Origin of the sequence: Vibrio sp. UCD-FRSSP16_30 (assembly GCF_001676025.1) — a bacterium.
In the GTDB taxonomy this organism is placed as follows: Bacteria; Pseudomonadota; Gammaproteobacteria; order Enterobacterales; family Vibrionaceae; genus Vibrio.
The window spans coordinates 1-13,752 of sequence record NZ_LZFW01000003.1; the positions used below are offsets into that span (position 1 = coordinate 1).

Here is a 13,752-nt window from a genome sequence, read left to right on the forward strand (position 1 = left end):
AAGAGCATGCGGGTCACTTACTAGAAGTGCTTGAAGATCGTTATCAAAACAGCAGCACAATCGTCATCAGCCAATTACCCGTAAAGGAGTGGTACAACATGATCGGTAACGCTACCGTTGCAGACGCGCTAATGGATCGGCTCGTACACAATAGTCATCGAATAGAACTGGGAGGTGAATCAATGAGAAAACTGGCGCAATCCGATCACTTAGAGTAAAAATAAGAAGAGAGAAAAACGGCAGGATCTGGTGATCGGAATAAACCGAAACAGCTGATCGCAATCACCGGAATACGCAAGCTAGTTAACGCACTACCTTTCTTACTTTCATTTTTCGCGAACCAACAAAAGACTACGTTAATGAATACAAACCTTACAAAGATAAGCTATCTCTAGGAGTGTAGTGGATAAGCAAAACTGGCCATATAGATAGAGTTTTTTGCATGAGAAAAAGTAACTTAAATTGCGGGGTTTGAAATTAGGCTCAATTCTTCTCTGGCACGTTTTGGGGCAAAGACGTGTTTGCCGAGTCTGCGTCAACACGTCCTTGGACATAATTGAGTCAGTGACTGTGCTAAATTAGCAAATCATTGATAATTACAGGTATGGCAAATTTACTTGTGAAGAGCTAGTGCGATGAGTAACATCGCACTAGCAAAAGTATTGGTTTATGTTAGGTGCCTATTAAGTGTAATTACGTTAAATTAGGTAAGAATCATCATTGCGACCCAAGCAACAGCATTGCACCGGCTTGCTGTTGTCCTGAAAATGATTGCATTTTAGTAATGTAAATAATTTTGCATTGCTCATTATTACTAAAATTCACTCCTCGACGTTCTAACTCTGAAAACGCAACGTCTCTATTCGCGTCATAAGCAGCTTCTGAACATAACTGTGCTGTAGTCATATTTTCAGCAGATTTTGGAGTAAGAACGCAGCCTGATAAGCTAAAAAAAACAGTAATAAAAAAGATAGTTCGAAACAAAATTAGACCTCCGTAATCCTAAGCTTCTCCACACTAGGGAAGATAACTTCAATATCTTTACAACTCATCCACCTTCCTCCTTTTAGAGAACTTAAATCATTCAATTTCTGAGTAGCATCCAGTTTATTGTTCGACAAATCCCCATCGAAAGATCGTAATTTCCCATCATCTACAATTAACCATCGGCTTTTTTCCTTTTTGATATTAATAAATATCGTCCCGTCCGGAAATGGGGGCAACGTATCAGCGTTAGAACTCCCGTGATTAGCTGGAATGAAAGGTTCTTTTTGAAACAATGATTCACTCATACCAATCCCTTTATTTTAAAATGAGTTGTTGATAATCAAAGTACAACAAAAAAGGGAGAGGGCAAGCGTCAAAGAAAGCCACCCCTAGCTTCAACGAAGCTAAATAAACAACTGTTAACAACAAATAAATTAACTAATTCGCTTAAAATGAACACCTCAAAATCGGTGTTTATTATTCCTATTATAGTTAGCTATCAAAAACAGCCCACCAGAGACCCTCAAACGCTCTTAACGAAGCTTTACAAGGCATAGCACCTTGTAAGTTTGTGACGCTTTCAGAGCGATTTACTGAGCAAAAATTATCTAGTTGCTTTGAACTAAGAGTTGCACTCTGATACCCATTTTACGTTCTTTGTGAGTTTTGTTTGTCAGATTAGTTCTATTAGGTCAAAAACTACTCGACTGTGATTGTGGACTTTTTGGCGAAACCAATTTCGGGGCAAAACATATTTTAAGTTGACCTAGTAAATGTCCGAAAATGACACCGAATTACCGCTATTTTAGTCTAATCGAACTGGGCATTTGCAATGTGAAATCCATTTTGCTATCCATCTAATATCGTTTACACCATCACCCACTGTGACTGTGCTACCGCAGTCAATAATCTCTTTTTCATAATTTCATCTCCTGATAATTCAAGAGGAATCCGCTACTAATTAATGATATTTGATTACTAGTAATCGATTAATAGAATCGGGTGTTTTCATTTATAGTTTCGTTCATCATCTTGTTTAGATAGAGTAGCGTCCTAAGACAATCAGCGAGTATAAATACGGTTATCAAGCTAATGATACCTAGACATACTGACCAAGTATTTCCAGTATTCAGCCCATAGTTGATACAGGATATGGCCAGTATAATTTGAATGGATATTGGTATCATGTATATCAGCACCATACATAGTTCCTAGTTAGTTTGTAAGTCCTTTTTACTACAAGTAAATACTATACTCCACTCTTCCAGCGAACACAAAAGTAATCACTTACTGATAACTGAATATCAATTAATTGTATTGAGCTTCACAATAAAAGCATGAAAGAAGAGCAGAAAGCTTCAGATGAGAGAGGCAAGCTTTTAGCCCTAAGAAAAGAAGTTAAGTCGCTTTGGGTAGAGAAAGATGCATCCATTGTATCCAAGGATGGAGTAGCTCCAAAAACACTTATTTTGGAGTACTGCTCTGGGTAGTGGTTTCTGAATGATTATTTAGGGTAGTGTTCTCGATAATCTTCTACGGAAAGACATGACTTGATTGCAGACCGCCCCATCATTCGCTCAAGCATATTAAGGCCGTCTGTGCCAAGAGCTTCATAGACAGCTTGTGTCAATCTCAATAAGCCAGCAGAAGCTAGATTATGAGTCTCGTTAGAATTACTAATAGCGTGTGACACAAATAATGAAATTATATTGCAGAATCCACCGTCTTTTAGGCCAAGTTCCCATGCGATCTCAAGTTGCTCTGGAGTTTGAATTTTTCTTAGATCAACGAACTTAGTAAAGTATGGCATCACCTTGCCACGAAGCCCATTCAAAAGCTCATCAGATTTATAGTAGGGCTGCACGGCCGAAGCGTATTGTCGACCCCACCTCATTGCTACATTTATCATTGTGACATTCTTAACACCCCCCTCAATAAAACATTCGAAAATCGCATTGTTTACTTCTTGAAGGTTTGTTTCTCGTTGGGCATTCGTAATTCTAGCCATGCATTATTCCTTATCAGTAATTATTTATTATCTCACAGCAATCAAAAATTCTATCGATAATTGTCATATTTTCTGTGGCTTTTCATCGCCTAAATAGCAATAGGTCAGACTATGGTTGCGCTTTAACTCAGTTAAAAACGAGATTTTAAAGTCTAAAATAAAGAGAGTAATCTCATCCTTACAAGAAAGAACGTAAGTTATTAGGAAGATGGGCACCCAGTGCCACAAGAGCAGTTTTAGAGACTAAAAATCTGCCCGAAGGTATGTTTTATCAGAAGTATAATGCTTAATCTTCTTCTTCATGAAATTGAAGATCATAACCACAACACAGGCATTCTGGAGTCAAGTCAACTGGCATCACGATAATGTGACCGCATTTAGGGCAAAAATCCCCTTGTTCTAGATTCATGGTTAAACCGCCAACAATGAAATGAAATGGAGGCTTCTCCAACACACAAGTACATCACTATTCTGATCATATAAAGTGTCGGCAAAATAACGACATCCTACATTAGGCCGAACGATAATTTCTTTATGTAGTGCCTGTTCTTGGAAAGTGTTCATAGCCCTAGTCCTATCTTGAACCTTGGGGAGTCCCCCTCCCCCATCATAGTAATATGATTGTACTTTAACCCGCACATTACATAAATCATTATCAGTAATTATTTATGTAATGTGCGGGGGTATTTGTATTGTTCATGAATAATTTTCAAAGATGCTAATTGATTCTAGGACGAGTAAACCTTATTTCGGACGGGTCAAAGAATTAAAAAAAAAGCTGACTAATTGTCAGCTTTTTTACTTCTTACTTGGTACATCTTGTACGCTAACACGATCCCTGTGACGATAATCTTACTCGTCAACCAAATCATCTATATCTAAGATCTCCTCTGTAAGTTAATAAATATAGCCACTTTTCCCACTATGTCATCAAGTTCTCTAACTTTAATTCAACTACTGCAATAGAAGTAAGTGCTGTAGAGGCAAATTTTGTAACATCTGAGATGTTTATCAAATTCCATTCATCACAATCATATGAAATTGAAAGTAATGCGGTTGTAGATAATATTTACTCAATCTCTATATCAGTTTGCCCACTCAAAGAATATTACATTCTCAGAACGGATTACTCAAGAGGCTTTAAATACTCAGGACGTAATAATGTGTTATGATCCTTTCATGTGAGTAAAACTTGGAATATATAGTGGCTAAAATTACCGCGGAACAAAGATCAATCAATCTAGAAAGATACACAAAGAAAGTATTGGATATATTCTGGCGGGACGGTTGGGATGGCGTAACACATCTCTCAGTTGCTAGTGAATTAGGCATTCGAAAGTCGACCCTCCAATCCTACTTCCCAGACAAAGTATCTTTCGGACAGGCACTTCGTGGCAAAGTACTACCAGAAGTAATGAAGCATTTAGATCTGAGCACGCCTGATAAGTTCAAGCAATCATGGGAAGATGCTATGAACGACCTCAGATTCAAAAGAATCGTGCACATGCTAGTGATCAATGCTACATCAAAATCTACAAGTGACATGACTGTTGGTGGAATAAATCGATTACAAGGCGTTCTGGCTGAAGCGTGGCAAGATGAAGATTTAGCTCAGGATGTTATGTATTGGGTACTAGGCGCAAGTGTGATGACGTTAGCCAAAAGAGAAGCGTGAAGTGTTAGAAGCATGGGGAAAAAGCCATCAGAATAGGAATTAATACTGACCCTGTTATCCGAGCTATTTTATTTGCTAAAGCACAACTGCAACATAAAATAGCTTATGACGCTTCAGCTCAATTAGCCAAGATCCAAAGTCATATTTAGCCGTCCTATCCCTCCAAAGACCACCTCTAGCTGATTTTTTGCAATGTAATTATCAGTTCCATCTCAAACTATTTCTGATTAATTAAGTTAACAGCTTATATTTCCAAATAGCTTGGCGCGAAACCATCCACACTGATGTAAAAAAGGGACCTGACATATGTCAGATCCCTTTTTACTTATCAGCCTAAGCTCAACTAAAATGCGTAGATAAGAGTTAAGCCAGATAGTGTGTCTTCTTGCTTGCCCGCACCTAGGTTATCTTCTTGCGTTCTTCTAACTTCACCAGAGATAATCAGTTGTGGGGTTGCATGGTAGCTTAAACCCATAGAATAGATGCTACGTTTGCCATCGATATTCACGTCACTATCATCAAAATCTACATGAGATAGGTAGACATAAGGGCGTAAGCCGATGCTGAAATAGTAATGAGCGTACAGATCGTAGCCTAATGCATCAGCGTATTCATTTGATTTACCCGTTGGGGCTGTACCGTCAAAGCCGTAGCCTAATAAGTCTGTTTCATGTGCTTTTTTACCATCAGTCACGGCTGCTGAAACCTGAAGGCCTTTATTCGCATATTTAGCCGCAATGGTGGTTAGTTGCTGCATATCATCGCCACTCAGAGCAACTGCTGCACCATCCATATTATTTTGCATATAGGTGGCACCAAGACTTAACCCAAAGTCAAAATCATAACTCGCAGCAATCGCTATGTTGCTATCACGCTGAAGAGTGTCAGCAACGTTAGATACATTGTTAAAACCGTATTGCGCTGAAAGATTTAAGCCTTCAAAGTTTTTACGATAGACAACTAGATTGTCACCACGCGCAGTTGCTAGGAAACCACCATCTTTACCATCACTAAATATCGGTGTTGCATCCGGATCGAATACGATTAGGTTATCCATATAGCCTGCAACATCATGGTAAGCTGAATATTGTTTACCAACACGTAAGCTACCATAGTCTTCGTTATTAATAGTGATATAGCCTAAACGACTACGAAATTGATCATGCCCCGTATTACCAATTTTATTTGATGGTGGATTAAGAATGGTATCCCATTCTAATTTCATATCACTTGACCAGCCATTACTCATTTGGCGTTCGACTGAAATTCCTAAAGTTGTACGGCTGGTATTAAAATAGTGGTCTAAAAAGTGTACCGGTTGCCAATAATCAATTAGGACTGCACCTGATATATCGACCTTATTAACGTCATCGTCATAAATAGTGGCTGACATTGCGTGGCTAGACATTGCTAGACCAGCACTAAGCAAAAGGATTTTATTATATTTTTTCATTTTAAGTTCCAATGTGTAGAGGATTAAAACATGACAAAATAGACGCCTTACGTTCTGCCATGTTTAATTTCACGTTTTAATACTAAAGACCATCAGTAAGTTAATTATATTTATTTTATGGTTATTACTTTGTTCTCAACTTTTGCATCTATGGGTAGATGAACTACTGCAATGCAATAGTGAGCGATGGCATTAGTATTGTAGTTCTCAAAGAATTCACTGTGCTTCTTTTTTACAACAGCGAAGTCATTTAAGTTGGTCGCAAGAACTGTATTTTTAACAGTGTCTTATACGATTCGATAAGCAAAATGAAATCACCAGACTGTCTAAATCAACATTTAAACATAATGATCAATGACTCTTTCTATTATTAAATAATTTTCGTTACTATTGTTTTCAGAATGAAATTAATATTAAAACAATCACAGATTAATTTTCAAATTAACCTAATGAACATTTAAATTACCATTGATAATAGCCCTTAAAAATATCACTACTTTTAAGGGGAGGATTTTATAGTTTTGTGAACGTAGGAAGGATTGAGATTTTATAGTCGTTTGTATACCAAGCTAAAGAGCTTGACCATAATTGGTCTGGATTTGTTAGATTATTATTCATATCTAATTCCATTGTTATCTCTAGCTTATTGACTGATGAAGCTATATTTCCACAAACCACATATTAAGTAAATTGAAGCGAATTATAAATGTGACCATTATCGATCTAAGTCGATGATTATTTTGTCATCAATCACAAAAAACAAAATTGAGTAATATTATTTTTAATAATAGGCGTTATTAACTAAATAAATTCAATCTTCTCGCAATTCACTGAACAGAGCGTAGTCAATGGATAAAAAACGCTAAAGCAACTCACTTCACTAGCATGACACTAAGCTACTTTCTTTCATAAAAAATGGGACCAGACATAAGTCAGATCCCATTTTAGCTATCAGTTTAAGCTCAACTTTTTTTGTTAGCTAAACACTAATGCGATTACTTCACTCTTTCTAGAACAGAAGAATCGGTATGAGCAAAAGAGCTGTTGTAGATATCTAGAGCAGTTGTTTGTGAGTAAGTTAGCGTATCGCCATCAATCTTGATGTTCATAGAAAAATCAGTAGTTGATGCGTTTGCTGTCATGTAGTTAGATTCGGCGATACCACGAGCGGCAACTTTCAGGCTCATTTCGTTACCTGCAACGCCTTCAGCGGTTACACATGTTGTTCTTGGCACACAAAATGAGTTGTATACCATTTGGTTGTCTTTATCGTAAATGAAGTAACCACGCTGATCGTGGAACTTAGAATCATCTGCTTTACGGAAAACTTCTTGTTTATAGTACAAAGCAACGAGAGTTTGCTCACTCGCATTCACTGCGTCAGCAGCAACTTCAAAAGTCATAACTTCATAAAAAGGAGTAACGGCTGGGCCACCTTTACCTTGAGGTGTACCTTCTTGAGCTGGTGAAATATCAACACCACCAGTTTCAACTGATTTCCATGTACCAACAAATTGTGCAAGAGGTCCAAAGTCAAGACCATCGATAACAGTGTTGTCATGGTCAGCCATAGCGCCAAAAGGAACCATCAGGGAGAGAGCAAGGATAGAAGACTTAAGTTTCATGTTATTTCCATTTATTGTTTTATTAATAACGGAGTAATAATAATGAAAATTAACATGATAAAAACTAACGCTAGTCAAACTTTGTAACAAGTCAAATGAGGATTTTGTAAGCAAATATGTCCGTAACATTATGTTTTACGTTTCAGTTAACATAATGAGTTTGAAGGATATTTAATAGATATTAGTTAAAATAGTAACTGACATCACTATCACCCTATCTAATGCTAATTATAGTAAATTAACCTCATAAGACATCATTGTAATGTATTCATAAGCAGTTCAGATACTTCCAACATTGAAATACTATCTTTCACCTCTAGTTTTAAACTGAGTTGAATGGTTAGCTGTATCCTTGTGTCTAGGGCTTCCTTTTCATCTAGAAAATGGGCATTGTAGTCCCTATAAACTTGGCTAAATAGAACTCTTTGAGTGACTGGTTGCACATTGTTAAGCTATTGAACTTTATAAATTAAAACCACATCTATTCAAGTCCAATGAACATAATTTTTATATCGATAAATCAATCTTCAAAGAAAGGGAACTTTCTTCTCAATCTTCCATCTACTTATTTATCGTTTTGAACGTAACAAGGAACATTTACATGCCTGCGCAGTCTTTCCAGCACCTACAACGCTACCTAGAAACTCAAGTTATTGGTCAGGATAATTTGGTTAAACAGCTACTCATCGCACTATTAGCTGATGGTCACATTTTGGTAGAAGGTGCGCCTGGCGTCGCGAAGACTCGGGCGATTAAATGTTTAGCCGATTGCATAGAAGGCAGCTTTCATCGAGTTCAGTTTACGCCGGATCTGCTGCCTTCTGATTTAACGGGTACCGATATTTATCGCCCAGAGACGGGTGAGTTTCAATTCAAATCGGGGCCTATTTTTCATTCACTGGTTTTGGCCGATGAAGTCAACCGAGCTCCCGCAAAAGTGCAAGCAGCCATGCTAGAAGCCATGGCCGAAAAGCAAATCAGTGTTGGTCAAACCACCTATCAATTACCTGAGCTTTTTCTGGTAATGGCAACGCAAAACCCGATAGAGCAAGAAGGGACTTATCCTTTACCGGAAGCGCAGCTAGACCGCTTTTTACTGCACATTGAAGTGAACTACCCTGATGCAGAAAGTGAGCTTAATATATTGCGACTGAATCGCGGTGAAGCACTAGGAGAGGTGCATAGCTTTAATGACACGCTTGCAGAGAAAGATATTTTTGAAGCTCGTCGCCAAGTGCTATCCATACACATGTCTGAAACCATCGAGAAATACATTATTCGTCTGATCATGGCGACCCGACAACCGAGTGCTTACAGCGAGAAATTGAGCCAATGGATAGAAATGGGCGTCAGTCCTCGAGCTTCTATTGCCCTTGATAGAGCCGCTCGCGCGAGTGCATGGTTAGCGGGCCGTGATTTTGTCAGCCCAGAAGATGTGAGCGCCGTTATTTTCCCTGTATTGCGTCACCGATTACTGCTGAGTTACCAAGCGCAAGCTGAAGGTATTGATGCCAATAGAGTAATCGAAGAACTGCTGCATACTGTTGCATCTGCATAAGGTCATTCTTATGTTTGAACGCTTCAAAAGCGCCGCCTTATTTGGTGCTAAAACCAGTAGTCAAAATCCCTTTGAGCGCGCTATTTCTGCGGCGCTATTACCGCACACCAGCAATGGTGTGACGGTTAATATCAATGAGTTAAGCTTTTACCAATTACACGGTAAACGTTGGCAGCCACCCGCGAAAAGCCTTTGGTCTCAACTCAACGGGCAACACACCAGCTCTCACAAAGGGCAAGGCATGACCTTCTCGGAAGTGCGCCAATACCAAGCCGGTGATGATGTACGTCAAATAGATTGGCGCGTTACTGCTCGCACCGGAAAAGTGCATACCAAGCTTTTTACCGAAGAGCGCGAAAGACCCGTAGTGCTGTTTATCGACTTAACGCCGAGTATGTTTACTGGCACGCAATTGCTATTAAAATCAGTGCAAATGTGTCATCTAGCCAGCTTATTAGCTTGGACGGCAATGAGCGGAAAAGACAGAGTGGGCGCGATTATTCGTTGTGGTGATTCCCTGACCGAGATTCGCCCCTCAAGCTCTAAAGTTGCGTTGCTTCGCCTGCTCAATCGCTTGTGTGAAATTCATAATAGCGGCTTAAATAATGTCGCTAGTATTAAATCGATTAACCGACAGGCTTCCTTGCAAAAAGTGACTAATCTTTGCCGTAAAGGCAGTGAGCTCATTATTTTGAGCGATTTCTCGTCTTTCTCCGAGCAAGATATGGCCTCTATTGCCCAAGTATCTGCGCACAATAAGGTTCGAGCTATACAAATTTATGACCCTATCGAATTAGGTGATACACAAGCCAAAGGCATTCAAAAAGTATTGGGCAAAGAGCAGATTATGTCTGTGAATTTATCCAATAATAAAGTGAAGCATTCTATCCATGATACCTTTCGCCACCAGCAGCAGCAATTAACTGAGCAACTTAGCCAGTACGGCATTGCGCTATCCATTGTCTCTAGCGGGATCCCAATTTTACAACAGCTGCAACCGCACACATTTTAAGTAAGTCACTATGAGCCAAATACAGCAACAAACACACGCATTACCATTAAAGCCGATTCACTTACCTGCCGATCCGAGCGCATGGCCTTTAGCTTGGGGCTACTGGGGAATATTGGGCGCTATTTGCGTTGTTCTGGTGATTATTTTTATCACCCACAGAAGCATACGCAATAAACAGAAAGCGAAGAAAGCGGCCTTACAGATTTTAGCTAAAAATGCCTCTCATTTTAGTGTATCAGAGACCCAAGAACTGCTAAGACAAGCAGCATTAAGTTACTTTCCTCGTCAAGACATTGCTAAATTGACCGGCGATAAGTGGCTGTCTTTTCTTGATTCTCAGCTTGCCTCTCCACGCTTTTTAGCCAAAAGTGACTTGTGGAAAAAAGCTTTATACGCTGCGGGTAAGTCTAGTGACCATACCAATGCCGAGCTAATTGAAGACTGCCAACACTGGCTCAATAATGCACTGCCACCAAAACGCAAATATCGCAATTGGAACGCCTCATGAGTGGATTTACCTTCGAATGGTGGTGGATGCTATTGGCGCTTCCCCTACCCTACCTTGCGTATCGTTTACTACGAGAACAAAAAGCAACCTCTATGGTGATGCTTCCGCACCTGTCTCAAACCGTAGTCGAGCAAGATAAGAGCACCAACGTTGCTAAAACATTGGCCATTATCGCGTGGATTTTATTCGTCTTAGCCAGCGCCAGACCCGTTTGGTATGACGATCCTGTAGAGATCCACCCTAAACATCGAGATGTGATGCTGGTAATCGACCTTTCAAACTCGATGAGCCAAGAAGATATGCAACAAGGAAGTGACTATATTGACCGACTGAGTGCGGTCAAAAATGTGGTCTCTGACTTTATAGACAAACGCACCGGTGATCGCTTAGGTTTGGTGTACTTTGCCGATCACGCTTACCTGCAAACCCCATTAACCTTTGATCGTGAAACAGTAAAAGCCCAGCTCAATCAAACCGTATTAAAGCTGATTGGTACACAAACCGCGATTGGTGATGGTATTGGGCTTGCCACTAAGACCTTTATTGACAGTGACGCACCGCAACGAGTAATGATTTTACTCAGTGATGGTAGTAATAACGCTGGCGTAATGGACCCGATTCAAGCGGCCACCATCGCTAAGAAATTTCATACCACTATCTACACCATCGGTGTTGGCGCAGGCAAAATGCAAGTACAGAACTTCTTTATGACTCGCACTGTTAACACCGCTCAAGATCTTGATGAAGAGACACTGACCAAAGTGGCGACCATGACTGGCGGACAGTATTTCCGAGCACGTAACGCCCAAGATTTAGAATCTATTTATAGCACCATCAACTCACTGCAACCGATTCAAAAAGCCACACAATCTTGGCGACCAAGAACAGAATGGTTTGTCTGGCCAGCTTTATTCGGATTGATCTTCGTTGTTATCACCGTTGTGATAAGGAGAAATAATGTCTAATTTTGAGTTTCTCTACCCTCAAGCATTCTTATTGTTAATACCGCTGCTGTTGGTTATTCTCTGGATAAAAAACACATCCGCAGGCTCGCAAGTGGTTGCTTCACATTTGGCAAATGCCATCAAAGGCGAAGCAAAGAAAACAAAAGCATCGCATAACTGGTTGGTACTATTATCGATAGTTGCCGTTTTAGCGCTATCTGGCCCAAGCTTTGAAAAACAAAGCATTCCGGCTTCTCAGTCATCTCAAGCGCGAGTCTTAGTATTGGATATGTCACGCTCGGTCTACGCGCAAGACATTAAGCCCAGCCGACTTGACCAAATCCGATATAAAGCGCAAGACATCTTGTCTTTATTTACTCAAGGACAAACTGGACTGGTGGCGTATGCAGGTGATGCGTATACCCTAAGCCCACTGACTACCGATGCGGCTACTTTATCTAATTTGGTGCACAACCTTTCGCCCGATATTATGCCTATTCAAGGGGCGCAAGCCGATCTTGGCGTAAAACAAGCCATCACAATCATGCAGCAAGCCGGTTTAAATAAAGGGGCAATTCTACTGTTTGCCGATGATCTCGATAGCCAAGAACTGGCAAAAATCAAAGATCAGCTTAATCAACAACAAGGTCAGTGGACACTGTCTGTATTAGCCTTTGGCACAGCAGCAGGTGCACCAATTCCGATGCCTGATGGCTCTCTACTCACCATGAAAAATGGCAAAACGGTGGTGGCAAAAACCCAATTTAATCACCTTCGCTCTGCCGCTGATATTAATAATGGTCACTTTATAAAATATCGCCATGATAATCAGGATATCGCCAGCCTTATCTCTAGCGCTACCTTTGATGGCATTGCGCATAGTGATAAAAATCAGAAGATTGAAAGCAAGATTAATAATGGCTTCTATTTATTGCCGCTGTTATTACTTTTAGTACTGCCATTGTTTCGTAAAGGTGTGGTGTTCTCTGCCATATTGGGATGCCTTAGCCTAGGTTTGCACCCGCAACAAGCTCAAGCCTCTGTGCTAGATAGTGCCTTTTCCAACACCAATCAAAGAGGCTATCAATCCTTTCAATCCAAGGATTATGCCACGGCAGCTCAAACCTTTGACAACGCAAAATGGCAAGCGGCCGCTCAATATCAAAATGGTGATTATGCCAGTGCTATTGATACGCTAAAAGACCACCAAGACATGGATTCTATCTACAATAGAGCCAATGCCTACGCACAACATGGTGATTTGCAACAAGCGATTGATGACTATCAAACAGTGCTTGAACAACAACCTGATAATGCCGATGCACAATACAACCTGAATGTTGTAAAACAGCAACAGCAACAGCAACAGCAAGACAGTGCTGACCAATCAAAACAGAGTCAACAACAGGACAAGCAAAACTCGGACAACAAACAGCAAAGCAATCGCGACTCTCAATCACAAAAGTCATCATCTGCAGATCAGTCTCAGTCTGAAAAACAGCAAAATTCTCGCAATAATAAACAAAATAACGACAGCCAGTCTAAGCCGTCAAAACCACCTCAAGATCAAAGCTCGGCTAAATCAAAAGATGGATCAGGAGATAAACAAAAACAGAAACCGTCACAATCAAGTGATTCCTCCTCTAAGCAAGATAAGGCTCAGCAACAGGCAGCAAAATCTAATTCTGACCAGTCTAATGGCTCTCAATCACAGGCGGAAAAGAAAGACAAAGCGGATGAAGCTGCGCAAAAAGCACAAATGAAACCAAGCTCGGAAAAAGATAAGTCTTCCAAGCCAGACCAAGCTAAACAAGTCGCCTCTTCCAGTCCATCGGCTTCTACACAGCAAAAAGTGGATCCTGATATCAGGAAGTTAGAACAAGTAGAAAGTGTCAGAGATCCAAGTTACTTGCTAAAAGCACAAATGTTCCTGCAAGCAAACAGTAAAGAAGTACCGGCATCAACGGGGAAAGAATGGTAAC

The 13,752-nt window shown here is 40.1% G+C and carries 12 protein-coding genes and 2 pseudogenes; 7 read left to right on the forward strand and 7 right to left on the reverse strand.

Features of this window, described 5'->3' with window-relative positions:
- Window positions 1-218, forward strand: a pseudogene (istB, locus tag A9260_RS02965) (IS21-like element ISVch3 family helper ATPase IstB); the annotation flags it as partial.
- A 499-nt stretch (window positions 219-717) separates the two neighbouring features.
- On the opposite strand, the gene A9260_RS02970 reads toward istB, so the two are convergent.
- From A9260_RS02970 to A9260_RS16875, 4 genes are all read right to left on the reverse strand, one after another.
- Window positions 718-984, reverse strand: coding sequence for a hypothetical protein (locus A9260_RS02970; protein WP_156683995.1), 267 nt, complete (start codon window positions 982-984; stop codon window positions 718-720).
- 2 nt (window positions 985-986) lie between these two features.
- Window positions 987-1,292: a hypothetical protein gene (locus A9260_RS02975; RefSeq protein ID WP_231892556.1), complete on the reverse strand. Its 306-nt coding sequence runs from the start codon at window positions 1,290-1,292 to the stop codon at window positions 987-989.
- Between the two features lie 1,199 nt (window positions 1,293-2,491).
- Window positions 2,492-2,995, reverse strand: coding sequence for a hypothetical protein (locus tag A9260_RS02985; RefSeq protein WP_068696060.1), 504 nt, complete (start codon window positions 2,993-2,995; stop codon window positions 2,492-2,494).
- A 286-nt stretch (window positions 2,996-3,281) separates the two neighbouring features.
- A complete protein-coding gene (locus tag A9260_RS16875; protein WP_156683996.1) occupies window positions 3,282-3,449 on the reverse strand; it encodes a hypothetical protein in 168 nt (55 codons plus the stop codon).
- Between the two features lie 750 nt (window positions 3,450-4,199).
- Here A9260_RS16875 and A9260_RS02990 point away from each other — a divergent pair.
- The gene (locus A9260_RS02990; RefSeq protein WP_068696063.1) at window positions 4,200-4,670 is read left to right on the forward strand and encodes a TetR/AcrR family transcriptional regulator; all 471 of its coding nucleotides are present in this window, start codon (window positions 4,200-4,202) and stop codon (window positions 4,668-4,670) included.
- A 343-nt stretch (window positions 4,671-5,013) separates the two neighbouring features.
- Here A9260_RS02990 and A9260_RS02995 read toward each other — a convergent pair whose 3' ends face one another.
- From A9260_RS02995 to A9260_RS03000, 3 genes and pseudogenes are all read right to left on the reverse strand, one after another.
- Window positions 5,014-6,123 carry a porin gene (locus tag A9260_RS02995; protein ID WP_068696065.1) on the reverse strand — a complete coding sequence of 370 codons (1,110 nt, stop codon included), beginning with the start codon at window positions 6,121-6,123 and terminating at the stop codon, window positions 5,014-5,016.
- Window positions 6,124-6,233: 110 nt separating this feature from the next.
- Window positions 6,234-6,395 (reverse strand): annotated as a pseudogene (locus A9260_RS17235) (reactive intermediate/imine deaminase); the annotation flags it as partial.
- 723 nt (window positions 6,396-7,118) lie between these two features.
- A complete protein-coding gene (locus tag A9260_RS03000) occupies window positions 7,119-7,748 on the reverse strand; it encodes a heme-binding beta-barrel domain-containing protein (protein WP_068696067.1) in 630 nt (209 codons plus the stop codon).
- Between the two features lie 523 nt (window positions 7,749-8,271).
- Between A9260_RS03000 and A9260_RS03010 the strand changes: the two genes are divergently transcribed.
- From A9260_RS03010 to A9260_RS03030, 5 genes are read left to right on the forward strand one after another with little or no spacing between them, the layout of a single operon-like run.
- Window positions 8,272-9,306 (forward strand): AAA family ATPase, encoded by a 1,035-nt coding sequence (locus tag A9260_RS03010; protein WP_082957032.1) that lies wholly within the window; start codon window positions 8,272-8,274, stop codon window positions 9,304-9,306.
- Between the two features lie 10 nt (window positions 9,307-9,316).
- Window positions 9,317-10,318, forward strand: a complete 1,002-nt coding sequence (locus A9260_RS03015) for a DUF58 domain-containing protein (protein ID WP_068696073.1) — start codon at window positions 9,317-9,319, stop codon at window positions 10,316-10,318.
- Between the two features lie 10 nt (window positions 10,319-10,328).
- Window positions 10,329-10,826, forward strand: coding sequence for a DUF4381 domain-containing protein (locus A9260_RS03020; protein WP_068696075.1), 498 nt, complete (start codon window positions 10,329-10,331; stop codon window positions 10,824-10,826).
- The gene (locus tag A9260_RS03025; protein WP_068696077.1) at window positions 10,823-11,791 is read left to right on the forward strand and encodes a vWA domain-containing protein; all 969 of its coding nucleotides are present in this window, start codon (window positions 10,823-10,825) and stop codon (window positions 11,789-11,791) included. Before A9260_RS03020 ends, A9260_RS03025 begins: the two co-directional genes overlap by 4 nt.
- The gene (locus A9260_RS03030; RefSeq protein ID WP_068696079.1) at window positions 11,784-13,751 is read left to right on the forward strand and encodes a vWA domain-containing protein; all 1,968 of its coding nucleotides are present in this window, start codon (window positions 11,784-11,786) and stop codon (window positions 13,749-13,751) included. The genes A9260_RS03025 and A9260_RS03030 overlap by 8 nt, the downstream gene beginning before the upstream one ends.
- The last annotated feature ends 1 nt before the right edge of the window (window position 13,752 follow it).